The organism is Nocardioides zeae (assembly GCF_030818655.1).
GTDB classification, from domain to species: Bacteria; Actinomycetota; Actinomycetes; order Propionibacteriales; family Nocardioidaceae; genus Nocardioides; species Nocardioides zeae_A.
On record NZ_JAUTAN010000001.1, the window covers coordinates 1,836,831 to 1,859,458 of the forward strand.

The 22,628-nt window shown below is 71.9% G+C and carries 18 protein-coding genes; 5 read left to right on the forward strand and 13 right to left on the reverse strand.

Going from position 1 to position 22,628, the window contains the following annotated elements:
- Positions 1 to 12: 12 nt before the first annotated feature.
- From QE405_RS08735 to QE405_RS08755, 5 genes are all read right to left on the reverse strand, one after another.
- Positions 13 to 1,278: an ABC transporter permease gene (locus QE405_RS08735; protein WP_307199798.1), complete on the reverse strand. Its 1,266-nt coding sequence runs from the start codon at positions 1,276 to 1,278 to the stop codon at positions 13 to 15.
- Positions 1,275 to 2,462: an ABC transporter permease gene (locus QE405_RS08740; protein WP_307199799.1), complete on the reverse strand. Its 1,188-nt coding sequence runs from the start codon at positions 2,460 to 2,462 to the stop codon at positions 1,275 to 1,277. The genes QE405_RS08735 and QE405_RS08740 overlap by 4 nt, the downstream gene beginning before the upstream one ends.
- A complete protein-coding gene (locus tag QE405_RS08745) occupies positions 2,459 to 4,024 on the reverse strand; it encodes an ABC transporter ATP-binding protein (protein WP_307199800.1) in 1,566 nt (521 codons plus the stop codon). The genes QE405_RS08740 and QE405_RS08745 overlap by 4 nt, the downstream gene beginning before the upstream one ends.
- Before the next feature lie 195 nt (positions 4,025 to 4,219).
- Complete coding sequence (locus QE405_RS08750; protein ID WP_307199801.1) at positions 4,220 to 5,269, reverse strand: BMP family lipoprotein; 1,050 nt, start codon at positions 5,267 to 5,269, stop codon at positions 4,220 to 4,222.
- Between the two features lie 114 nt (positions 5,270 to 5,383).
- Positions 5,384 to 6,574 carry an amidohydrolase gene (locus QE405_RS08755; RefSeq protein WP_307199804.1) on the reverse strand — a complete coding sequence of 397 codons (1,191 nt, stop codon included), beginning with the start codon at positions 6,572 to 6,574 and terminating at the stop codon, positions 5,384 to 5,386.
- A gap of 347 nt (positions 6,575 to 6,921) precedes the next feature.
- Between QE405_RS08755 and QE405_RS08760 the strand changes: the two genes are divergently transcribed.
- Positions 6,922 to 8,055 carry an IS30 family transposase gene (locus QE405_RS08760; RefSeq protein WP_307198779.1) on the forward strand — a complete coding sequence of 378 codons (1,134 nt, stop codon included), beginning with the start codon at positions 6,922 to 6,924 and terminating at the stop codon, positions 8,053 to 8,055.
- Positions 8,056 to 8,222: 167 nt separating this feature from the next.
- Here the strand turns inward: QE405_RS08760 and meaB are convergent, their stop codons facing one another.
- The 3 genes from meaB to QE405_RS08775 are packed head-to-tail and all read right to left on the reverse strand — an operon-like array spanning position 8,223 to position 13,233.
- Positions 8,223 to 9,224, reverse strand: coding sequence for a methylmalonyl Co-A mutase-associated GTPase MeaB (gene meaB / locus QE405_RS08765; protein WP_307199806.1), 1,002 nt, complete (start codon positions 9,222 to 9,224; stop codon positions 8,223 to 8,225).
- Positions 9,224 to 11,344 (reverse strand): methylmalonyl-CoA mutase, encoded by a 2,121-nt coding sequence (scpA, locus tag QE405_RS08770; protein ID WP_307205710.1) that lies wholly within the window; start codon positions 11,342 to 11,344, stop codon positions 9,224 to 9,226. The genes meaB and scpA overlap by 1 nt, the downstream gene beginning before the upstream one ends.
- A 50-nt stretch (positions 11,345 to 11,394) precedes the next feature.
- Complete coding sequence (locus QE405_RS08775; protein WP_307199808.1) at positions 11,395 to 13,233, reverse strand: methylmalonyl-CoA mutase family protein; 1,839 nt, start codon at positions 13,231 to 13,233, stop codon at positions 11,395 to 11,397.
- A gap of 183 nt (positions 13,234 to 13,416) precedes the next feature.
- On the opposite strand from QE405_RS08775, the gene QE405_RS08780 reads away from it, so the two are divergent.
- From QE405_RS08780 to QE405_RS08795, 4 genes are all read left to right on the forward strand, one after another.
- Positions 13,417 to 14,520: a glycosyltransferase gene (locus QE405_RS08780; protein ID WP_307199810.1), complete on the forward strand. Its 1,104-nt coding sequence runs from the start codon at positions 13,417 to 13,419 to the stop codon at positions 14,518 to 14,520.
- A 148-nt stretch (positions 14,521 to 14,668) separates the two neighbouring features.
- Positions 14,669 to 15,382, forward strand: coding sequence for a succinate dehydrogenase cytochrome b subunit (locus QE405_RS08785; protein WP_163772556.1), 714 nt, complete (start codon positions 14,669 to 14,671; stop codon positions 15,380 to 15,382).
- Positions 15,383 to 15,397: 15 nt separating this feature from the next.
- The gene (locus tag QE405_RS08790) at positions 15,398 to 17,449 is read left to right on the forward strand and encodes a fumarate reductase/succinate dehydrogenase flavoprotein subunit (RefSeq protein WP_307199813.1); all 2,052 of its coding nucleotides are present in this window, start codon (positions 15,398 to 15,400) and stop codon (positions 17,447 to 17,449) included.
- Complete coding sequence (locus QE405_RS08795; RefSeq protein ID WP_307199815.1) at positions 17,446 to 18,189, forward strand: succinate dehydrogenase/fumarate reductase iron-sulfur subunit; 744 nt, start codon at positions 17,446 to 17,448, stop codon at positions 18,187 to 18,189. Before QE405_RS08790 ends, QE405_RS08795 begins: the two co-directional genes overlap by 4 nt.
- Positions 18,190 to 18,341: 152 nt before the next feature.
- Here the strand turns inward: QE405_RS08795 and QE405_RS08800 are convergent, their stop codons facing one another.
- The 5 genes from QE405_RS08800 to QE405_RS08820 all read right to left on the reverse strand — a co-directional run bounded on the left by QE405_RS08800 (position 18,342) and on the right by QE405_RS08820 (position 22,593).
- Positions 18,342 to 18,569, reverse strand: coding sequence for an SCO4848 family membrane protein (locus QE405_RS08800; RefSeq protein WP_307199817.1), 228 nt, complete (start codon positions 18,567 to 18,569; stop codon positions 18,342 to 18,344).
- Positions 18,566 to 19,660, reverse strand: coding sequence for a YihY/virulence factor BrkB family protein (locus QE405_RS08805; protein WP_307199818.1), 1,095 nt, complete (start codon positions 19,658 to 19,660; stop codon positions 18,566 to 18,568). The genes QE405_RS08800 and QE405_RS08805 overlap by 4 nt, the downstream gene beginning before the upstream one ends.
- A gap of 23 nt (positions 19,661 to 19,683) precedes the next feature.
- Entirely contained in the window at positions 19,684 to 20,205 is a 522-nt protein-coding gene (locus tag QE405_RS08810; protein ID WP_307199820.1) for a 2'-5' RNA ligase family protein, read from the reverse strand.
- A 10-nt stretch (positions 20,206 to 20,215) separates the two neighbouring features.
- Positions 20,216 to 21,256 (reverse strand): tryptophan--tRNA ligase, encoded by a 1,041-nt coding sequence (trpS, locus tag QE405_RS08815; RefSeq protein ID WP_307199822.1) that lies wholly within the window; start codon positions 21,254 to 21,256, stop codon positions 20,216 to 20,218.
- A gap of 62 nt (positions 21,257 to 21,318) precedes the next feature.
- Complete coding sequence (locus QE405_RS08820) at positions 21,319 to 22,593, reverse strand: MFS transporter (protein WP_307199824.1); 1,275 nt, start codon at positions 22,591 to 22,593, stop codon at positions 21,319 to 21,321.
- Between the last annotated feature and the right edge of the window lie 35 nt (positions 22,594 to 22,628).

A 22,628-nucleotide genomic window follows, 5' to 3' on the forward strand; every position in this document is an offset into this window, starting at 1 on the left:
ACGACGTGGCCGTCACCCGGCTGAGCCCTTGCGGTAGATCAGACCCACCGCCGCCGGGGCCCGCAACCGTTGGGCCGCGGCGGTCAGCACCACGAGGGTGATGACGTACGGCGTCATGCGGGTGAAGTCGCCGGGCACCTCGTCGATCGAGAAGTACAGCGCGCCAACGAGCAGACCGGCCAGGACGAGCCCGCCGACCAGCTGCCACGAGGCACCGCGACGCGCCTGCCAGACCGCGAAGGCGATGGCGGCGACCGCGACGAGGAGCAGGAGCGCGTGGACGGACGAGCCGCCCTGGCGGAGGCCCAGCGTCTCGGTGTAGCCGAACAGTCCGGAGCCGGCGAGCAGGCCGCCCGGACGCCAGTTGCCGAAGATCATCGCCGCGAGGCCGATGTAGCCGCGGCCGCCGGTCTGGCCGTCGCGGTAGTTGCTCGAGGCGACGATCGCGAGGAAGCCGCCGGCGAGGCCGGCGAGGCCGCCGGAGACGAGGACGGCGATGAACTTGTAGCGCAGCACCGCGACACCGAGCGTCTCCGCCGCGGCCGGGCTCTCGCCGCAGGAGCGCAGGCGCAGGCCGAACGACGTGCGCCACAGCAGCCACCACGTGAGCAGCACGAGCAGGAAGCCGACGATCACGAGCACGGACAGGTTCGTCGTCAGGGCCCGCAGGAGCGCCGCGACCTGGGAGACGAAGAAGATGTCCTTGCCCTCGACCGTGCCGAAGGCGTCGCTCAGGGGGCCGATGGTGAGGGACGGGACGTCCGCGATCTTCGGCGACTGGGTCTGCCCGCCGCCGGGGAGGCCGACGAAGGTCAGCGACGCCAGGTACTGCACCGCACCGAGCGCGATGATGTTGATCGCGACGCCCGAGATGATGTGGTCGACGCCGAACACCACGGTGGCGACGGCGTGGATGAGACCGCCGACCATGCCCATGAGGACCGCGCCGAGGATGCCGGCCACGGCTCCGTAGTGGTAGCCGAAGAACCCGGCGCCGTAGGTGCCGAGGATCATCATGCCCTCGAGGCCGATGTTGACGATGCCGGCGCGCTCCGACCACAGACCGCCGAGACCGGCCAGCAGGATCGGCATGATCGCGACGAGGGTCGCGGCCAACGCGCCGGACGACGTGAGGTCGTTCGCGCCGGTCACGAGCTGCAGCAGCGAGAGCGCGAGCATGACGAGCAGGAAGCCGATGAGGATCCAGCGCCAGCGGCGCGTCCTCGACGACGCCGGGGCGCGGCCGGGCCTGGCGGCGCCGAGCGAGGGCATGGTCATCGCGTCGTCTCCTTCGAGAGGTCGACGTCACCGTCGCCGGGTCGGCCGGACCCGTCCGGTGCCGAGGGGTCGGTGTCGGTGGTGGCGCTGGTCGGCGCCACGGTGACGCCCGCGGCGAGCTCGGCGGCCACGCGCCGCTGCTCCAGGCGCGCGCCGTAGCGGCGGACGAGCTCGTAGGACACCACCACGGTCAGCACGATCACGCCCTGCGTGATGGCGACGATGTCGGGCGAGACGCCCACGAGGATCTGCAGCGGGTTGGACTGCTCGTCGAGGAACGCGAAGAGCAGGGCGCCGAGCGCGATGCCGATCGGGTGGTTGCGGCCGAGGAGGGCGATCGCGATGCCGGCGAAGCCGAGCCCCGACTGGAAGGTCGAGCCGTAGCTGTGGGAGTCGCCGAAGAGGATCGGCAGGCCCACGAGGCCGGCGACGGCACCCGAGAGCATCATCGTCGCGACGGTCATGCGCTTGGCCGAGACACCGCTCGCCACGGCCGCCGTCGTCGACTGGCCCGTGGCCCGCAGCTCGAAGCCGAAGCGGGTCTTGTTGAGCACGAACCAGTAGCCCACACCCGCGAGCACCGTGATGACGACGAAGCCGTAGAGCTCGGTCGCCACGTCGCTCCACACCTGGATGCCCGGGATCCACGAGGACTCCGGGATCACCTTGGTGCCGATGACGTTGCTGCCCTCCTCGCGGACCGCCGCCTTGGCCAGCAGGTACGCCACGAGCGAGGTCGCGATGAAGTTGAGCATGATCGTCGCGATGACCTCGCTGACGCCGCGGGTCGCCTTGAGGACACCGGCGATGCCGGCCCACAGGGCGCCGGCGAGCATCGCGCAGACGATCGCGAGGGCGGTGTTGGCGTAGCCCGGGAGCCACGCCTCGCCGGCCACGACGGCGGCCACGAAGACCGCCACCCGGTACTGACCGTCGACGCCGATGTTGAACAGGTTCATCCGGAAGCCGATGGAGACGGCCAGGCCCGAGAGGAACAGCACCATCGCGTTGTTGAGGATGTTGATCTGGTTGCGCGGCTCGGGCCACTGCAGCAGCTGGCCCCACACCGCTCCGACCGGGTCACCGGCCAGCACGAGCACGAGGCTCGTGATGAGGAACGCCAGCCCCAGGGCGAGCAGCGGAGCGGCCAGCCCCAGGAGCAGCTTGGTCAGTCGGACGTTCACGCGTCCGTCTCCTTCCCGGCGGAGTCCTGGCCCGCACCCGTCATGGCCGAGCCGAGCTGCTGCGGCGTCACGGCCGCGGGGTCGAACTCACCGACGAGGCGGCCCCGCAGGATCACCTCGATGCGGTCGGACAGCCCGATCAGCTCGTCGAGGTCGGCGGAGATGAGCAGCACGGCGAGCCCGGCCCGTCGTGCGGTCTTGATGTGGTCCCAGATGGCACCCTGCGCGCCGACGTCGACGCCGCGGGTGGGGTGGGAGGCGATGAGCAGCACCGGGTCACCGCTCATCTCGCGGCCCACGATGAGCTTCTGCTGGTTGCCGCCGGAGAGCGCGCGGGCGTGCACCTCGATGCCCGGGGTGCGCACGTCGTAGTTCTCGACGATCCGCCGCGTGTCGGCGCGCGCCGCGCGGGCGTCGATGAGACCGCCCCGGGCGCTCGGCCGGCGGGTCTGGTGGCCCAGCACGCGGTTCTCCCAGAGCGGGGCGTCCAGCAGCAGGCCGTGGCGGTGGCGGTCCTCGGGGATGTACCCGATCCCGGCCTCGCGGCGCGCACGGGTGCTGAGCCGGCCGATGGGCTGCCCGTCGAGCAGGATGCGGCCGGTGAGCCCCGGGCGCATGCCCATGATGGCCTCGACGAGCTCGGACTGGCCGTTGCCCTCGACGCCCGCGATGCCGAGCACCTCGCCGCGGTGGATGCGGAAGCTGACGTCCGAGAGCAGGGCACGGCCGCCCGCCGGGTCGTCCAGGCGCAGGTCGACGACGTCGAGGAGCACGTGGTCGGTGACGGTCGACGCCTCGGTCTGCGGCGTCGGCAGCTCGCTGCCGACCATGAGCTCGGCGAGCTGGCGCGACGTCACCGACGCGGGCTCGACGGTCGCGACCGTCGTGCCGCGACGGATGACGGTGATGTCGTCGGCGACGGACAGGACCTCGTCGAGCTTGTGCGAGATGAAGATGACGCTGAGGCCCTCGCGCTTGAGCTCGCGGAGGTTGTCGAAGAGCTCCTCGACCTCCTGCGGCACCAGCACGGCCGTCGGCTCGTCGAGGATGATCGTGCGCGCACCGCGGTAGAGCACCTTGAGGATCTCGACGCGCTGGCGCGCCCCGACGCCCAGGTCCTCCACACGGCGGTCGGGGTCGATGCCCAGCCCGTAGGCGTCGGAGATCTCACGGATCTTCGTGCGGGCGTTGCCCCCGATGCCGTGGAGCTTCTCGGCGCCGAGCACGACGTTCTCCAGCACCGTCAGGTTGTCGGCCAGCATGAAGTGCTGGAAGACCATGCCGATGCCGGCCTGGATGGCGTCGGCCGGGGACGACAGGCGCAGCTCGCGGCCGTCGACCTCGATCGTGCCCGAGTCGGGCGGCTGCACGCCGTAGAGGATCTTCATCAGCGTCGACTTGCCGGCGCCGTTCTCCCCCACGAGGGCGTGGATGGTGCCGCGGCGGACGTCGATGTTGATGTCGTCGTTGGCGATGACACCGGGGAAGCGCTTGCCGATGCCGCGGAGGCGGACGGCCAGGGGCGCGCCCTCGACGGGGGCCTCCTGGGGGTGCGTGGTCACGAGCGGGGACCTCCCGAACGGGCGACGGACCCGGGGACGACGACGCGTCGTCCTCGGGCCCGCTGCACTGGATGCTGTGTCACTGGCGTGCTCACCGGCGTCACTGTAGGAGACACCGGCGTGCCCGGTCGGGACCGGGCGCACGACCTGGCCCGAGCGGGCGGGGGCGTCCCCCGCCCGCTCGGTCCGGAGACGTCACGGGGTCGTGGGGACCGTGATGTCGCCGTCGATGATCTGCTGCTTGTAGTCGTCCAGCTGGTCGACGATGTCGTCGACGAAGCCACCGCTGGTCGAGTAGCCCACGCCGTCGGCCGCGAGGTCGTAGGTGACGGTGCCACCGACCTCCTCGCCGTTGACGATGTCGGACAGGTACTCGTAGACCGCCACGTCGACGTTCTTCAGCATCGACGTCATGATCGCGTCACGCACCGACGGGTCGGCGGTGTTGTACTGGTCGGAGTCGACACCGATCGCCCGGTTGTCGGACTCGGACGCCGCCTCGAACACGCCGCCACCCGAGCCGCCGGCCGCGTGGTAGACGATGTCGGCACCCGCGTCGTACATGCCCTGCGCAGCGGTCTTGCCGCGCGCCGGGTCGGCGAAGCCGGAGAAGTCCGGCGGCTGCGTCAGGTAGGTGACGTCGATCTGGATGTCCGGGTTGACCGCCTCGGCGCCCGCCTCGTAGCCCGCCTGGAACTTCTGGATCAGCGGGGTCTCGACGCCGCCGACGAAGCCGATGTGGTCGGTCTCCGTCTTGAGGGCCGCGGCCGCACCGACGAGGAACGAGCCCTGCTCCTCGGCGAACACGAGGTTGGTGACGTTGTCGAGGTCGTTGCTCGAGTCGTCGATGATCGCGAACTCCACGTCGGGGTACTCCGCCGACACCTTCGCGACCGCCTGGCCGTAGGCGAAGCCGACCGCGACGATCGGGTTGTAGCCGGCGTCGGCGAAGGTGCGCAGGCGCTCCTCGCGGGCCGACTCGGCCTCGCCGTCCTCGGCCTCCGACTCCTGCGACTCGACGCCGAACTCCTCGATCGCCTGGTCGAGACCCGCGGCCGCCGAGTCGTTGAACGACTGGTCACCACGGCCGCCGACGTCGTAGGCCAGGCCGACCTTGATGTCGGAGCCGGCGCCGTCGCCGCCACCGCCGTTCGAGCTGTCGTCGCTGCTGCTGCCGCTGTCACCGCAGCCGGCCAGGGCCAGGACACCCGCGGCAAGGACCGCGGCGAACTTCGTGCGCCTCACGAAGCCTCCTCAAGAAATATCGTGCTCGGGAGCGCCACTGGTCGGGCGCAACGCGCTCACACTAACGGCGCGGATCGGGGCGTCACGTCGATCTGGTCGTTCTCCATCGAACTGTTACCTAGCGTTGACGGCAGGCCCTGCGAGCGCCTCGAGAGCGGTCTCCGCGAGCAGCGCGGCACCGATGGTGACCGCCCGCTCGTCGACCACCAGGTCGCCCTGGTGGAGGTCGTAGGTGCGTCCGCCCGGGGTGCGGGTGCCGAGGCGCGCCAAGGCCCCCGGCACCTGCTGCAGGTACCACCCGAAGTCCTCGCCACCGAGGCTCTGCCGCGTCGTCGCGACCCCCGTGGGCCCGAGCACCGTCAGGGCCGCACGCCGCAGCGCGGACGTGGCGCTGGCCGCGTTGACGACGGGCGGTACGCCGCGCGTGTAGTGCACGACGGTCTCGACGCCGTAGGGCTCGGCGAGCAGCTGGACCGCGCGCCGCACGACGTCCTCGGCGACCGCCCAGGCGTCCGCGTCGAGCATCCGGACCGTGCCCGACATCCGGCCCTCGGCGGGGATCACGTTGGGCGCGACGCCGGCCTCGACCTGGCCCCAGACGACGCTGACGCCGGCGCGCGGGTCGATGCGGCGGGAGAGCACGGCGGGCAGCTCGGTGAGCAGCTTGCCGAGCGCGAACGTCAGGTCCTCCGTGAGGTGCGGGCGCGAGGTGTGGCCGCCACGGCCGGAGAGGTGCACGACGAGGTGGTCGGCGGCGCCGGTGATCGGACCCTCGAGGAGACCGACCTCCCCGACGTCGAGCGAGGGGTCGCAGTGCAGGGCGAAGACGGACGAGACGTCGGTCAGCGCCCCGGCGGCGATGAGCTCGAGGGCACCACCGGGCATGACCTCCTCGGCGGGCTGGAAGAGCAGGCGCACCCGGCCCGGCAGCGCCCCCCGCTCGTGCAGCTGCTGGAGGGTGAGCGCCGCCCCGAGGAGCGCGCTGGCGTGCACGTCGTGGCCGCAGGCGTGGGCCACCCCCGGCACGGTGCTCGCCCAGGCCAGCCCGGTGCGGTCGTCGAGCGGCAGCGCGTCGATGTCGCCGCGCAACGCCACGACGGGGCCGTCGTCCTCGGTGCCGACCTCCGCCACGAGCCCCGTGGTGCTCAGCGTGCGCACGCGGATGCCCGCCGCCCGGAGCCGCTCCGCGAGCAGCCGGGTGGTCCGGGTCTCGGTCCAGGCCAGCTCGGGGTGGGCGTGGAGGTCGCGGCGCACGGCCACCAGCTCGTCGGCGAGCGCGGTGAGGATCTCGGAGGTGGCGTGCACGAGGGCTGACCCTAGCGAAGTGCCGTCCGGGTCGGGCGGCCGGTGACCCCGGCCCCGGCCGTCCGCGTCACCCGGCGAGGGAGAGTGCGGGGGGCGCGGCGCCGGTCGGAGGAAAACGCGGACCGGCCCGAGGGCGGGGAGAAGAAAACGCGGACCCGACCCCGCGACACGCCGAGGCGGTTTCTAGTGGTCGGTGCAACACGGCTGTGGGGGTTGTGTTGCGGGATCAAGAAGCGGCGCGTGCGCGGGGTCTGGGGCTGTTGGCGGCCGGGGTCCCGGCGAAGCAGGTGTCCGAGTTGCTGGGGTGGGATCGAGACACGGTGGCTTCATGGGCCACAGTCGCTGGCATGCGACTGCGCAAGGGCCGCCACGGCGGTGTTGTCGGTGCCCATCCACCCCCGCTGGACGGTGACTGGGTCGATGAGCACGGCCGGTTGAGCCAGGCCGGGCGGGCCTTGATCCAGATCCGTCGCAGCGAGGGACGGTGTCCAGCACGGATCGCTGCCGAGCTCGGGGTGCACCGCAGCACGGTGGGACGCGAACTGGCCCGCAACACCCGCCTGGGTCGCTACCACGCTGCTGCAGCGCAGGTGATGACCGAGCAGCGCCGGCCCCGGCCCCGCCCGTCCAAGCTCGCAGTTCGTGCAGACACCGGCGTGGATGCGGGTGTGGATGCGGGTGTGGATGGGGGTGCCGGTGAGGTGCTGCGCGCAGCGGTGCTGGTCCGGTTGAACAACCGGTTCTCACCCGTGCAGGTCAGCCAGGATCTGCGGCGGTGCTATCCGGGGCGCGACGATATGCAGGTGAGCCACGAGACGATCTACCAAGCGCTCTACGTGCAGGGCAAGGGATCGCTGCGTGAGGAGCTGAAGGTCGAGAAAGCGTTGCGCAGCGGCCGCACCAGCCGTCGGCCCCGCTCGGCGCTGCCCCCACGGTCCAACCGGTCCTGGATCGGTGCCGAGGCCCACATCAGCCACCGCCCACCCGAAGCCGCCGACCGCGCCGTACCCGGGCACTGGGAGGGCGACCTCGTCATCGGCGCCGGCGGGCGTTCGGCGTTGATCACCCTGGTCGAACGCTCGACCCGCTACGCCCTGATCCGACGGCTGCCGCTGACCCACGACGCCACCACCGTCGCAGCTGCCCTGGTCACGATGATGACCAACCTGCCCGAGTCGTTGCGCCGCTCGCTGACCTGGGACCAGGGCAGCGAGATGGCCGCGCACACCACCTTCACCCTGGCCACCGGATGCCCCGTCTACTTCGCCGACCCCCACAGCCCCTGGCAACGCGGCACCAACGAGAACACCAACGGACTCGTGCGCGACATCCACCCCAAGGGCACCGACTTCAACCACGTCAGCGACGCCGACATCACCGAGACCGAACGCCTCCTCAACATCCGCCCCCGCCAAACCCTCAACTGGGACACCCCCGCCGATAGGCTCCAACAACTACTCAACGTTGCACCGACCACCTGAAGCCGCCCGATCCCGGCAGGGATGCGGTCCGCGTTTTCCTCGGCCCGGGGCGCACTTTCCTTCGGCCCGGGGCGCACTTTCCTCGGCCCGGGGCGCACGCTCATCTCCCCGGCCCGCAGCCCGTCCGCGTTTTCTTCACCCGCGCACGCACGCCGGTACGCCGCGGCTCACCCCGCGTCGTACGCCTCGAGCACGCGGTCGGCGGCCACGGTGGCGGGCAGGTCGCCCGCCAGCACGGCCGTGCGGATGTCGTCGCGGACGGCGCGCACGCCGGCCGAGTGGCGCAGGCGCTGCTCGAGCTCGTCACGCACGAGCGCCCAGGTGAACTCCAGCTGCTGCTCGGCGCGCTTGGCGCCGAGGCCCTCGGGCCCGAGGTGGTCGCGGTGGCCGAGGATGCGCTCCCAGAGGTCGTCCACACCGACGTCGGTGAGGGCCGAGCAGGTGACGACCGGAGGCGCCCACTCCCCCGACGCCGCGCTCCCCCGCACCAGCCGCAGCGCGCCGGCGAGCTCGCGCGCCGCGGACCGCGCCTCCAGCTCGCGGTCGCCGTCCGCCTTGTTGACGGCGACGACGTCCGCGATCTCGAGGATGCCCTTCTTGATGCCCTGGAGCTGGTCGCCGGTGCGTGCCAGCGTCAGGAACAGGAAGGTGTCGACCATGCCCGCGACGGTGATCTCCGACTGGCCGACGCCGACGGTCTCGACGAGCACGACGTCGTACCCGGCGGCCTCGAGCACCGCCATCGCCTGCACGGTCGCGCGGGCGACGCCGCCGAGGGTGCCTGCCGAGGGCGACGGCCGGATGTAGGCGCCCGGGTCGGCCGACAGCCGCCCCATGCGGGTCTTGTCGCCCAGCACGGAGCCGCCGGTGCGCACCGACGACGGGTCGACCGCGAGCACGCCGACGCGGTGGCCCGCGGCGGTGAGCCGCGAGCCGAGCGCCTCGATGAAGGTCGACTTCCCGACGCCGGGCACGCCCGAGATGCCGACGCGCACGGCGCGGGACTGCACGCCCGCGTCGGGCAGCGCCGCCAGGACGGTCAGCAGCTCCCGGGCCTGGGCCCGGTGCTGCGGGCGCGAGGACTCGACGAGGGTGATCGCCCGGGCCACGGCGGCGCGCCGCCCGGCCCGGACGCCCTCGACGAGGTCCTCGACGGTGGGAGCCGCCATCAGTGACCCAGCTGCTCCCGCAGCTTGGCCAGCAGGTCGAGCGCGGACTCCGCGATGACGGTGCCCGGCAGGAACACCGACGCGGCACCCATCTGGAGCAGCGTGGGGACGTCGTCCGGCGGGATGACGCCTCCGATGACGACCATGATGTCGTCACGGCCCTGCTCGGCGAGCGCCCGCTTGAGCGCCGGGAGCAGGGTGAGGTGGCCGGCCGCGAGCGAGCTGACACCCACGAGGTGGACGTCGGCGTCAACCGCCTGCTGGGCGACCTCCTCCGGGGTGGAGAACAGCGGCCCCACGTCGACGTCGAAGCCCATGTCGGCGAAGGCCGAGACGATCACCTTCTGGCCGCGGTCGTGACCGTCCTGGCCCATCTTGGCGACGAGGATGCGGGGCCGCCGGCCCTCCGCCTCCTCGAACTCCTCGGTCGCGTCGACGACCTGCTGCACGAGGGTCCCCCCGTCGGCGCCCTGGCCGGACTCGTCGCGGTACACGCCGGAGATCGTACGGATGACGGCCTGGTGCCGGCCGTACACCTTCTCCAGCGCGTCCGAGATCTCCCCGACCGTGGCCTTCGCCCGGGCGGCGTCCACGGCGAGGGCGAGCAGGTTGCCGTCGAGCGACCCCTTCGCGGGGCCACGCTCGGCCGAGCTCGTCAGCGCCTCCAGCGAGCGTCGTACGGCGTCGTCGTCGCGCTCGGCGCGCAGGCGCTCGAGCTTCGCGACCTGGCGCCGGTAGACGTCGTCGTTGTCGACCTTGAGCACGTCGAGCTTGTCCTCGGCCGCGAGCCGGAAGGTGTTGACGCCGATGACCTTCTGCGCACCCGAGTCGATGCGGGCCTGCGTGCGGGCCGCCGCCTCCTCGATGCGCATCTTCGGGATGCCCTGCTCGATCGCCGCCGCCATGCCGCCGGCCTGCTCCGCCTCGGTGATGTGGCCCCAGGCCCGCTCGGCGAGGTCGTGGGTGAGGCGCTCGATGTAGTAGGAGCCCGCCCAGGGGTCGATCGTGCCGGTCGTGCCCGACTCCTGCTGCAGGAGCAGCTGCGTGTTGCGGGCGATGCGGGCCGAGAAGTCGGTCGGCAGGGCGATCGCCTCGTCGAGCGCGTTGGTGTGCAGCGACTGCGTGTGGCCCTGCGTCGCCGCCATGGCCTCGATCGCCGTGCGCCCGACGTTGTTGAAGACGTCCTGCGCCGTCAGCGACCATCCCGAGGTCTGCGAGTGCGTCCGCAACGAGAGCGACTTGGGGTTCTGCGGGTCGAACTGCCGCACGAGCCGGGCCCACAGGGCGCGGGCCGCGCGCATCTTCGCGACCTCCATCGAGAAGTTCATGCCGATGGCCCAGAAGAAGGACAGGCGCGGGGCGAACTTGTCGATGTCGATGCCGGCCTCGAGCCCGGCGCGGATGTACTCGACGCCGTCGGCCAGCGTGTAGGCCAGCTCGAGGTCCTGCGTCGCCCCGGCCTCCTGGATGTGGTAGCCGGAGATCGAGATGGAGTTGAACCGCGGCATCCGCGCCGACGTGTAGCTGAAGATGTCGGAGATGATCCGCATCGACGGCGACGGCGGGTAGATGTAGGTGTTGCGGACCATGAACTCCTTGAGGATGTCGTTCTGGATCGTCCCCGCGAGCTGCTCCGGCTTCACCCCCTGCTCCTCGGCCGCGACGATGTAGAGCGCGAGCACGGGCAGCACCGCACCGTTCATCGTCATCGACACCGACATCTCGTCGAGCGGGATGCCGTCGAACAGCGTGCGCGTGTCGTAGATCGAGTCGATGGCCACGCCCGCCATGCCGACGTCGCCGCGCACGCGCGGGTGGTCGGAGTCGTAGCCACGGTGCGTCGCCAGGTCGAAGGCCACCGAGAGGCCCTTCTGCCCGGCCGCCAGGTTGCGCCGGTAGAACGCGTTCGACTCCTCCGCGGTCGAGAACCCGGCGTACTGGCGGATCGTCCACGGCTGGGTCGTGTACATCGTCGGGTAGGGCCCGCGCAGGAACGGGCTGAGGCCCGGCCACGTGTCGAGGGCGTCGAGGCCCTCGACGTCGGCCGCGTCGTACCGCGGCTTGATCGGGATGCCCTCGGGCGACTGCCACGGCTCGGGAGCGGCGTCGTCCCAGCCCATCGTCCAGTCCGGGCCGCGCAGCTCGGCCCCGCGGAAGCTCTTCGGAACGCTCATGCCTGGCTCTCCTGTCCCAGCGCCTGTCCCAGCGCCGCGCGGGTGCGACCGAGGAACGCGAGGGCGTCCACCCCCATCGCGCACGCGTCGTCGGCGTAGTCCGTCTGCTTGCCCGCGATCACCACGTGCCGCGCGCCGGCCGCGCGCAGCGCCGCCGCGGCCTCGGCTCCCCACGCGCCGTACGTCGCGTCCGCGCCCGCGAGGACGACCACCGGCAGCGGGCCGTGGGTCCCGACGGCCGCCTCGTACGCCGCGGCCAGCGCCTCCGCGTCGTCGGTGGCACCGGCGGGCTCGACCGCCACGCCGCCCGCCGCGAGGAGGTTGGTCGCGAACGTCGCGCGCGCCGTGTGGGTGGCCACCGTGCCCACCGTGGCGAGGAAGGCCGGCCGGTCGGCGGGGGTGTCCCGCAGCGCCTCGAAGCTGGCGCCATAGGGGCGCACGGCGCCCCACTCGGCGTGCCAGTCGGCGTCGCGCACCCGCTCGGGCAGCTCCTCGGCCAGGTTCGGGAACTCCGAGAGACCGGTCAGCGGGCGCCGGCGCGTCGCCACCTGCTTCTCGCGGGCGGCCACGGTCGCGTCCACGAGGGGTGCGAAGGCGGCGTCGAGGTCGTCCTCGCCGTCGGTCTCCGTGAAGACCGACCACGCCGCGACCGCCAGGTCGTCGGTGAGCCGCTCCACGGCGTACGCGCCGCCGGCGATGTCGCCGACCTTGCCGAGGTGCGCCTCGTCGATGAGGAGGTGCGAGATGTTGCGGGCGACGCGTCGGCCGAGCACCTCCGGACGTCCCAGGGGCGCGTCGAAGGGGAGCACCGTGACGGAGTCGGCGCCGCCGACGCCCGCGGCGAAGGCGGCGACGGTCGTGCGCAGCATGTTGACGTAGGGGTCGAAGCGGCTCGTCATCGGGCGGCTGGTGACGGCGTGCTGCCGCTGCTCCACCCCGCCGGCGCCACCGCTCAGCTCCAGCACGCGCGCCCACAGGCGCCGGGCGGCGCGCAGCTTCGCGATCGAGGGGAACTGCTCGTCGGTCACGGCGATGCGGAACTCCAGCAGACCGGCAGCCGTGGCCAGGTCGAGCCCGGCCCCTCCGTCCGCCTCCGCGGCGGTGAGCACGCGGAGCGCGCGCACCCCGACGGCGAGGGCGTAGGCCAGGTCCTGCGCGTCGGAGGCACCCCGGTCGTGCACGGTCGTCGCGTCGACCACGATGCCGAGCACCCCGGCGTCCAGGGCCAGGCGGGCCACGGCGACGAGGTCCGCGGCGGGCGCGAGGGCGTCCACGCCGAGGTTCGTGCCGGGAGCGGGCGTGGTCGCCTCGAGGTGGGCGAGGAACGCCTGCGCCGCCGCGACGCCGGCGCCGGGCTCCCGGGGCGCCTCGAGCACGACGGGAGCGAGGTCGAGGTAGACGCCCTTCAGGACCGCGTCGAGGTCGGTGCTCGCGTCGACGCGCAGCCACAGCGAGGTGACGCCGCCCTCGAGGTCCACGAGCAGCGTCTCGTTGGCGTCCTTCGCCGGCACGGACCGGGCGCCGAGATGGGCCCGGACGTCCCAGCCGCCAGTGCGCGACGGGCGGAGGACACCCGCCGTCAGGTGATCGGCGTCCTGCGGCCGACCGATGGGCGCGACCGCGATCCCGTCGAGCGTGGACCGGGTCAGCTTGTCCCACACCGACGCGTCGGGGTCCTCGTCGGTCAACCGTCGGCTCTTGCGCAGCACGCGCGCCGTCTCGGCCTCCCAGTCCGCCTGGACCCAGGCGTCGGTCTCGGGGTCGGCGAGGGCGAGTGCACCCTGGTCGGGTTGCAGCTCGGTCGGCTCGTCGAGCCCGCCTTCGACTTCGCTCATGAGCCGCAATATAGGGGAGGTCGCCCGGGTGGACGCCCCGGCCCCCGCCCGGAACCGAGCGATCGGTCGGCGACATATCTCACACCGAGGTCCCCCCGCCGGGACGCCGTGCGCTCCGGCCCTTCACGCGCCGGCCACCTCGCGGCCACACCGCGGACGACCGGACGGCGCACCGTGGCGTCCGTGCGCATCGCAGTCGTGACCGAGTCCTTCTACCCCGCGACCGACGGCACCACGACGACGGTCCGCAACCTCGTCGACCGCCTCGTCGACCGCGGCCACACCGTGCGCCTCGTCGCGCCGGCGCCGGGCCTGACGTCCTACCGCGGCGTCGAGATCGTGCGGGTCCGGGCGCTCGACAAGCCCGGGCGCCAGGTGCGCGCGGCCCTCGAGGGCTTCGCGCCCGACCTGGTGCACGTGACGTCGTCCCTCGAGCTCGGACCGACCATCGGCCGGAAGGCGCTGAAGCACGCGCGCCGCCTCGGCGTGCCGACCCTCGTCGTGCAGCAGACGCCGGTGAGCGACCTGGCCGCGCCGCTGTGGCAGGCGAAGGTGGCCGAGCGTGCCGACCGGGTGCTCGTGACCGCGCGCTGGATGCAGGAGCGCCTCGCGGCCCTCGACGTCGACGCGGCGCTCTGGTCCCCCGGCGTCGACACCGCCGCCTTCTCCCCCGCGCTGCGCGACACGTGGCTGCACAACTCGTGGGCGCGCGCACGCGCGCGAGGCGGACCGCGGGTCGTCGTGGGCTACGTCGGCGCGCTGGAGAAGGACCACGGCGTACGTCGCCTGCCCGCCCTGGCCGCGCTGCCGGGCGTCCGCCTGGTCGTCGTCGGCCAGGGGACGCAGCACGACTGGCTGGCCCACCGGATCACCGGCGTGGCCGGGTCCGGGAAGCTGGCCGGCCCCCTCGCGGCCGGGGACCTGGCCACGGCCGTGGCCTCCCTCGACGTGCTCGTCCACCCCGGTGAGCAGCTCACCTGCGCCCACGCCCTGCGCGAGGCCGGGGCGTCCGGCGTACCGGTCGTGGCGGCGCGCACCGGCGGTGCGCGGGACGTCGTCCACCACCTGGAGTCGGGCCTGCTCGTCGACGTCACCGATCAGCGCGCCCTCGCCGACGCCGTGGGGGCGGTCGTCGCGGACCGTCGCCGTGGCCTGCTGGGCGCCCACGGACGCGGCCTGGCCGAGCAGCGCACGTGGCGCGACGCCGTCGACGAGCTGGTCGAGGTGCACTACGGGGCGGTCCTGGCCCCTGCTCCAGCGGCGTCTCCGCTGGCCGCCGCGGGCTGAGAGGGCACTGAGACGGCGCTGAGTGCGAGGTCGGTCGCCGCGGCAGGACCGGTCGATCCTGTAACCCAGCGGTAACCGGGGATATGTCACACCAGGTGAGGTTCACCTTCATTACGACCTGGACAGCCGGAGGGGTACCGTGCCGCCCGTGGCAACCCCGACTCTCGTCAAGACGCCCCGGTCGACACGCTCGACCATTGCACTGAAGCTGGTCATGGCCGTCAGCGGCCTGCTGTTCATCGCCTTCACGCTCGTGCACATGTACGGGAACCTGAAGGCGTTCTCAGGCCAGGAGAAGTTCAACGACTACGCGCACCACCTGCGCGAGCTCGGTGAGCCGATCCTCCCCTACGAGGGCTTCCTGTGGATCACGCGCGTGGGCCTGCTGGTCGCGCTGGTGGCCCACGTGACCGCCGCGGTGATCCTCGCCCGGCGCGCCGGTGCGGCCCGCCGGGACAAGTACCAGGTGAAGCGCAACGTGGCCTCGTCGCTCTCCTCGCGCACGATGCGCTGGGGCGGCGCCACGCTGCTGATCTTCATCATCTGGCACCTGATCAACTTCACGGCCGGCAAGGTCAACCCGCAGACCGGTGAGACGGGCGACGCCGCCGGCGACCCGTACTCGCTCCTGGTGGACACGTTCAGCGTCTGGTGGATGACGATCATCTACCTGGTCGCGATGCTCGCCCTCGCGTTCCACCTCCACCACGGCACCTGGAGCTCCATCCAGACCCTCGGCTACACGAACACCGCCTCGTCGCGGGCTCGTGCGAAGCAGGCCGGCTGGCTGCTGGCCATCGTCATCGCGGGCGGCTACTCGCTCGTGCCCCTGGCCGTGCTCACCGGAATCATCGAGAAGTAAGGGAGCCACGACACCATGGCTGGCAGCACCCTCCACGACGGTCTCACCCCGCTGAACGCCGCGCCCGAGCAGACCTCGGACGACGCGGCCGGGTACTACACGCTCGGCGAGAAGCTCGTCGACGCCAAGGCGCCCACCGGTCCGATCAAGGACCGCTGGACGACCCGCAAGTTCGAGAACCGGCTCGTCAACCCGGCGAACCGCCGCAAGCTCGACATCATCATCGTCGGCACCGGCCTCGCCGGTGGCGCGGCCGCCGCGACCCTGGGCGAGGCGGGCTACAACGTCAAGTCCTTCTGCTACCAGGACTCCCCGCGCCGCGCCCACTCGATCGCGGCCCAGGGCGGCATCAACGCGGCCAAGAACTACAAGGAGGACGGCGACTCGACGTTCCGTCTCTTCTACGACACGGTCAAGGGCGGCGACTACCGCGCCCGCGAGTCGAACGTCTACCGCCTCGCCGAGGTCAGCGCGAACATCATCGACCAGTGCGTCGCGCAGGGCGTCCCGTTCGCCCGTGAGTACGGCGGCCTGCTCGACAACCGCTCCTTCGGTGGCGTGCAGGTGTCCCGCACGTTCTACGCCCGCGGCCAGACGGGCCAGCAGCTGCTGCTCGGCGCCTACCAGGCCATGGAGCGCCAGGTCGCGGCCGGCACGGTGGAGCAGTTCACCCGCCACGAGATGCTCGAGGTCGTCGTCGCCGACGGTCGTGCCCGCGGCATCATCGCGCGCGACATGGTGACGGGCGCGATCGAGACCCACCTCGCCGACGTCGTCGTGCTGGCGACCGGCGGCTACGGCAACGTGTTCTACCTGTCGACCAACGCGATGGGCTCCAACGTCACCGCCGCGTGGCGCGCGCACCGCAAGGGCGCCTACATGGCGAACCCCTGCTACACGCAGATCCACCCGACCTGCATCCCGGTGACGGGCAGCCACCAGTCGAAGCTGACCCTCATGTCGGAGTCGCTGCGCAACGACGGCCGGATCTGGGTGCCCAAGAACGCCGCCGACTGCGAGAAGGACCCGCGGGACATCCCCGAGGAGGACCGCGACTACTTCCTCGAGCGGATCTACCCGGCCTTCGGCAACCTGGTGCCCCGTGACATCGCCTCCCGCGCGGCGAAGTACATGTGCGACGAGGGCCGCGGCGTCGGCCCCAAGGTCAAGGAGATCGGCCCCGACGGCGAGGAGCGCCTCGTCAGCCGCGGCGTCTACCTCGACCTGGGGGCCGCCATCGAGCGCCTCGGCCGGGACAAGATCGAGGAGAAGTACGACAACCTCCTCGACATGTACGCGCGCATCACCGGCGAGGACCCGTACGAGACGCCGATGCGGATCTACCCCGCGGTCCACTACGTGATGGGCGGCCTCTGGGTCGACTACGAGCTGCAGACCTCGATCCCCGGCCTGTTCTGCACGGGCGAGGCCAACTTCTCCGACCACGGCGCGAACCGCCTCGGCGCCTCGGCCCTCATGCAGGGTCTCGCCGACGGCTACTTCGTGCTCCCGAACACCATCCGCGACTACCTCGCGGACGGACCGTTCGAGAAGATCGCCGAGGACCACCCGGCCGTGCTCGAGGCGCGCGCCGAGGTCGAGGCCCGCATCCAGCAGTTCATGTCGGTCAACGGCACCCGCTCGGTCGAGTCCTTCCACCGCGAGCTCGGCCACATCATGTGGGAGTACTGCGGGATGGAGCGCTCGAAGGAGGGCCTCATCAAGGCCATCGGCCTCATCCGGGACCTCAAGAAGGAGTTCTGGAGCAACGTGAAGGTGCTCGGCTCCGCCGAGTCCCTCAACCAGGACCTCGAGAAGGCCGGCCGCGTCGCCGACTTCATCGAGCTGGGCGAGCTCATGTGCATCGACGCCCTCAACCGGCGCGAGTCGTGCGGTGGACACTTCCGCGCCGAGTCGCAGACCGAGGACGGCGAGGCGCTGCGCCACGACGACGAGTTCGCGTACGTCGCGGCCTGGGAGTGGGGCGGCGAGGACGGCTCCCCCGTGCTCCACAAGGAGGACCTGATCTACACCGCCATCGAGATGAAGCAGAGGTCGTACAAGTGAAGCTCACCCTCAAGATCTGGCGCCAGGCCAACGCCTCGGCCGAGGGCGCGGTGCACACCTACGAGCTCGACGGCGTCTCGCAGGACATGTCCTTCCTCGAGATGCTCGACCTGCTCAACGAGCAGCTGCTCACCACGGGCGAGGAGCCGGTCGCGTTCGACTCGGACTGCCGTGAGGGCATCTGCGGCACCTGTTCGCTCATGATCAACGGCCAGGCGCACGGCCCGGAGGTCACCACGACCTGCCAGCTGCACATGCGCTCGTTCTCCGACGGCGACACGATCACGATCGAGCCCTGGCGCGCGGACTCGTTCCCCGTGGTCAAGGACCTCATCGTCGACCGCTCGGCGTTCGACCGGATCATCCAGTCCGGCGGCTTCATCTCCGCCAACACGGGCTCCGCGCCCGAGGCCAACTCGGTGCCGGCTCCGCGGGACAAGGCGCAGCGCGCCTTCAACGTGGCCACCTGCATCGGTTGCGGCGCCTGCGTGGCGGCGTGCCCCAACGGGTCCGCCTCGCTGTTCCTCGGCGCGAAGATCACCCACCTCGGCGAGCTCCCCCAGGGCCAGCCGGAGCGCTACGGCCGCGTGACCTCGATGGTCGCCCAGCACGACCACGAGGGCTTCGGCGGGTGCACGAACATCGGCGAGTGCGCCGCCGCGTGCCCCAAGGAGATCCCGCTCGACGTGATCAGCCAGCTCAACAAGGACCTGCGGACCGCGATGTTCAAGGGCTTCTGACCGAGCTCGTGGGCGGCACCTGCCGCTGACGCCACCGGCCGCCACCCCTCGGGGTGGCGGCCGGTGGTGCATGGTCACGGCGGATCACGAAAAGGTCACGCGAAGGTCACGGTGACCGGCCGGCTCGCAGGGCGGCCGGAGGCCACCGGGCGTCACTCGGGACGCGTCGCGCGGAAGGCCCTCCAGCCCAGCCGGCCGAGGACGCCGGCGATGACGAAGTTCACGACGATCAACACGATGTGGGCCACCCAGTAGCCCGTCGCGCGCTCCTCCCCCGCGTCGTACGTCTGGTAGAGGTTCTTCGCGAAGTTGCCGAAGGTCACCACGTTCCAGACCGCCACCGCCAGCAGGAGGACAGCGTGCTTGCGCTCGAGCTTCACGGGCGCCATCGTCCCACGGGGCACCCTCGCGGCGTACGGCGGGTCAGCCCCGACGGAAGAGCCAGCCGAAGCCCACGACGGTGGCCGCACCCAGCGCGAACGACCGCGCCGCGCGCCTGGTTGACGGTGATCACCTCGTCCTCGGGCTTGTCGAGGTCGACACGGAGCGCGGCGAGACGCACCTCCTCCTCGGCGGCCGCCTGCTCGCGGCGCAGCCGGGCCGAGGTGGACGTGTGGGCCCAGGACGCGGCGTACATGACGACGCGGGAGAAGTAGTTGATCCAGACCAGCAGGATCAGCGCGATGCCGAAGGCCTGGAACGCGGGCTGGCCCTTCGTCGAGGCCAGGAGGAGGCCTGCGACCTGCTTGAGCACCTCGAAGCCGACCGCGCCGAGGAGGGCTCCCTTCCACAGGTCGATCCGCGGGATGTCGGGCTCGGCCAGGAGACGGAACATGACGGTGAAGAGCACCGAGCTGGCCAGGATGCCGACGAAGATGGTGAGGATCCGCAGCAGCCAGGCGAGCTCGTCGCCGAGGCCGACCAACGCCAGGACGTCCGCGGAGAAGGCGTTGAGGACGGACGAGACGGCGACGCTCGTGAAGAGCACGGCCCCGATCGCCACGAGCGCGGTGAGGTCGCGCAGCTTGCCCTTGACGAAGCTCGGCTGTTCGTCGGCCGGCTCGTCGAAGACCACCAGCAGCGACTCCCGCATGCCGGAGAGCCAGCCGAGCCCGGAGTAGAGCACGCCGACGAGGCCGATGATGCCGGCGGTGCTCGCCGCGCCCTCGAGGTCGTCGATCGAGATCTCGCCCTCACCGGAGCCGATCATGCCGGGGAAGATGCCGGTGATGGCGTCCACGAGCTGCTGCTGCGCGTCGGGGTAGACCCGCGCGATCCAACCGATCGCGAAGAAGGCCAGCGCCAGCAGCGGGAAGAACGACAGGAAGCCGAAGAACGTCACCGCCCCGGCCTGCGTGTTGCCCTTCACGGAGCCGTAGTGCTGCTGCATGCGCACCGTGTGGTCGAGCCAGGGCCGAGCCGTCCGCTGCTCGGCGAACCAGACCTTCGCGCGTTCCGCTGCTCCAGCCACGTCGTGACCTCCTCGTCCTCGGGTCAACCGGCAGCGGGCTGCAGGGGGAAGTCGTCGGTACGGCGCCAGCCCGCCACCTCGTCGTGGACGTAGAGGTGGAAGCGGTCCACCTCGAAGGCGCAGTCGAACTCGGCGAGCTCCGTGAAGGCGCGGTCGAGCAGGTCGTCGCCGAGGTGGTGCGCCACCGTCACGTGCGGGTGGTAGGGGAAGACGAGCTCGACCTCGAGGGGACCCTTGCGCAGGTCCTCGGCCAGCTGCTCCGACTCGCCGATCCCCTGGGCGACGGTCACGAAGACGACCGGCGAGATGGGGCGGAACGTGCCCGTCCCCCGCAGGTGCATCCGGAACGCCGTGTGCTTCCCGGCCACCAGGTCGAGGTGCTCCCGCACGACGTGGAGCTCGGGCTCCGGCACCTCGGTCGGCGGGATCAGCGTGATGTGCGTCGGGATCAGGTCGGCCGTCGCGTCACCGAGGGACCGGCGGTAGCTCTGGAGCTCCTCCGCCCAGGGCTCCGGGAGGGCCAGGGCGACTCCGATCGTGGGCACGCGCTCGACCCTAGCGGAGCGGCCGAACGAAGCCGACGCGGTCGTACACGTCCGCGAGGGTGCGGTCGGCGACGGCCCGTGCGCGCTCGGCGCCGGAGGCCAGCACCTCGTCGAGGGCGGGGCGGTCCTCGAGGAGGGCCAGGGCGCGGTCGCGCAACGGCGTCACGAACGCGACGACGACGTCGGCGAGGTCGCCCTTGAGGTCGCCGTAGCCGCGCCCCGCGTAGTCCCCGGCGATCTCCTCGGCCGGACGACCGGTGAGCGCGGCGAAGATCGACAACAGGTTGGAGACCCCCGGCTTGGCCGCGGGGTCGAACGCCACGACCGCGTCGGAGTCGGTGACGGCGGAGCGGATCTTCTTCGCGCTGACCTTGGGGTCGTCAAGCAGGTCGATGATGCCGGCCGGCGACGACGCCGACTTCGACATCTTCGCCGTCGGGTTCTGCAGGTCGTAGATCTTCGCGGTCTCCTTGAGGATGTAGGGCTCCGGGAGACGGAAGGTCTTCTTGTAGCGCGTGTTGAACCGGTGGGCCAGGTCGCGCGTGAGCTCGAGGTGCTGGCGCTGGTCCTCGCCCACGGGCACGTAGGCCGGGCGGTAGAGCAGGATGTCCGCCGCCTGGAGGATCGGGTAGGTGAAGAGGCCGACGCTGGCGGCGCCCTCCCCGCCCTTCGCCGACTTGTCCTTGAACTGGGTCATGCGGCGCGCCTCGCCGAACGCGGTGATGCAGTTGAGCACCCAGGCGAGCTGCGCATGGGCGGGCACGTGGGACTGCACGAAGATCGCCGAGCGCTCCGGGTCGACGCCCATCGCCACGAGCTGGGCGACCGAGCGGTAGGTGCGCTCCCGCAGCACCTTGGGGTCCTGCTCCACGGTGATCGCGTGCTGGTCGACGACCATGTAGAACGGCTCGTGCTCGTCCTGGAGGCTCACCCACTGCCGCAGCGCACCGAGGTAGTTGCCGAAGTGGAACGAGTCGGCCGTGGGTTGGATCCCGGAGAGGACCCGCTGCCGCGGCGCACCCGTCGGTGCGGAGGAAGCCTGCTCGGACATGGCTCGGATTCTTCCAGGCCGCTCCCCCGCCGCCACGGACGGGTCCGGCCTGCGGTCGGCGATCAGGCCGGGACGGACGCGGCGGACGCCGTGCGCCGCTGGACGGCCAGCGAGACCAGGAACACGAGCAGACCCGCGGCGGCCAGACCGGCCCCGACGACGCTCGGAGCCCGGTAGCCGTAGCCCGCGTCGATGACGATGGCGCCGAGGAAGGCCCCCAGGCCGTTGGCGATGTTGAGCGCCGAGTGGTTGAGCGCGGCGCCGAGCATCTGCGCGTCGCCGGCCGCCCGCATCAGCCGCACCTGCAGCGCGATCGCGAGGACGGAGCCGAGCATCCCGACCGTGAACACGATCGCGCCCACTGCCACCGGGATGCCCGCCAGCGGGACGACGAGGGCGAGGGCCACGATCGACACCACGAAGCCCCCGACCACGGTGCGCCCGATGTTCCAGTCGGCCAGCATCCCGGCCAGCCAGGACCCGATGACGGAACCCACCCCGAAGACGAAGAGGAACGCCGGCACGGCGCTCTCCGCCAGGCCCGTCTCGTCGGTGAGGAGCGGCGCCACGTAGCTGTACATCGCGAAGATGCCGCCGAACCCGATCATGCCGGTGCCGAACGCGAACAGCACCGGAGGACGGCGGAGGGCGGTGAGCTCGCGTCGTACGGTCGCGGTCCGGTCGCCCGGCGTATGCGGGACGGCGAGCAGCACCAGGACGGCGGCGACGACGCCGACACCGACGACCATCCAGTACGCCGAGCGCCAGCCCACCTCCTGGCCGAGCCAGGTGGACGCGGGGACGCCGGCGACGGTGCCCACCGACAGACCCACCATGACGCCGCTGATGGCGCGTCCCTGCGCCTCCGGGCGCACGAGGGAGGCGGCGATGAGCGAGGCGACGCCGAAGTAGGCGCCGTGGGGCAGCCCGGCGACGAGACGGGCCAGCATCACGGGCAGGTAGCCGCTCGCGAGCGCCGTGGCGGCGCTGCCGAGGGCCACCGCGAGCATGAGCCCGACCGCGAGCTCGCGCCGCGGCAGGCGCGCCCCCAGCGACACGATGAGCGGGGCCCCGACGACGACGCCGACGGCGTAAGCCGTGATGATGTGCCCCGTCGTCGGGATCGACTCGTCGATGCCCTCCGCGATGTCGGGCAGGAGTCCCATCGTCACGAACTCGGTCGTGCCGATCGCGAAGCTGCCGAGCGCGAGCGCGACGATCGCCAGGGCGACCCGCGCACCCGAGACGGGGGCTCCGGTCGGACCGGTCGGGCCGGTCGGGGCGACGGGAGGCGGGACGGCACCGTCGGTCGGGGGCACGGGGGTCGAGGTCGTCATCGGCACTCATCCTGCAACGACCGACCGCGTCGGAC

Excerpts from the sequence above, each read along its gene's own strand:
- QE405_RS08735 (WP_307199798.1), bottom strand. The coding sequence starts at position 1,278 with ATGACCATGCCCTCGCTCGGCGCCGCCAGGCCCGGCCGCGCCCCGGCG.
- QE405_RS08760 (WP_307198779.1), top strand. The coding sequence starts at position 6,922 with ATGCGACTGCGCAAGGGCCGCCACGGCGGTGTTGTCGGTGCCCATCCA.
- meaB (WP_307199806.1), bottom strand. The coding sequence starts at position 9,224 with ATGGCGGCTCCCACCGTCGAGGACCTCGTCGAGGGCGTCCGGGCCGGG.
- scpA (WP_307205710.1), bottom strand. The coding sequence starts at position 11,344 with ATGGGCTGGGACGACGCCGCTCCCGAGCCGTGGCAGTCGCCCGAGGGC.
- QE405_RS08775 (WP_307199808.1), bottom strand. The coding sequence starts at position 13,233 with ATGAGCGAAGTCGAAGGCGGGCTCGACGAGCCGACCGAGCTGCAACCC.
- QE405_RS08790 (WP_307199813.1), top strand. The coding sequence starts at position 15,398 with ATGGCTGGCAGCACCCTCCACGACGGTCTCACCCCGCTGAACGCCGCG.
- trpS (WP_307199822.1), bottom strand. The coding sequence starts at position 21,256 with ATGTCCGAGCAGGCTTCCTCCGCACCGACGGGTGCGCCGCGGCAGCGG.
- QE405_RS08820 (WP_307199824.1), bottom strand. The coding sequence starts at position 22,593 with ATGACGACCTCGACCCCCGTGCCCCCGACCGACGGTGCCGTCCCGCCT.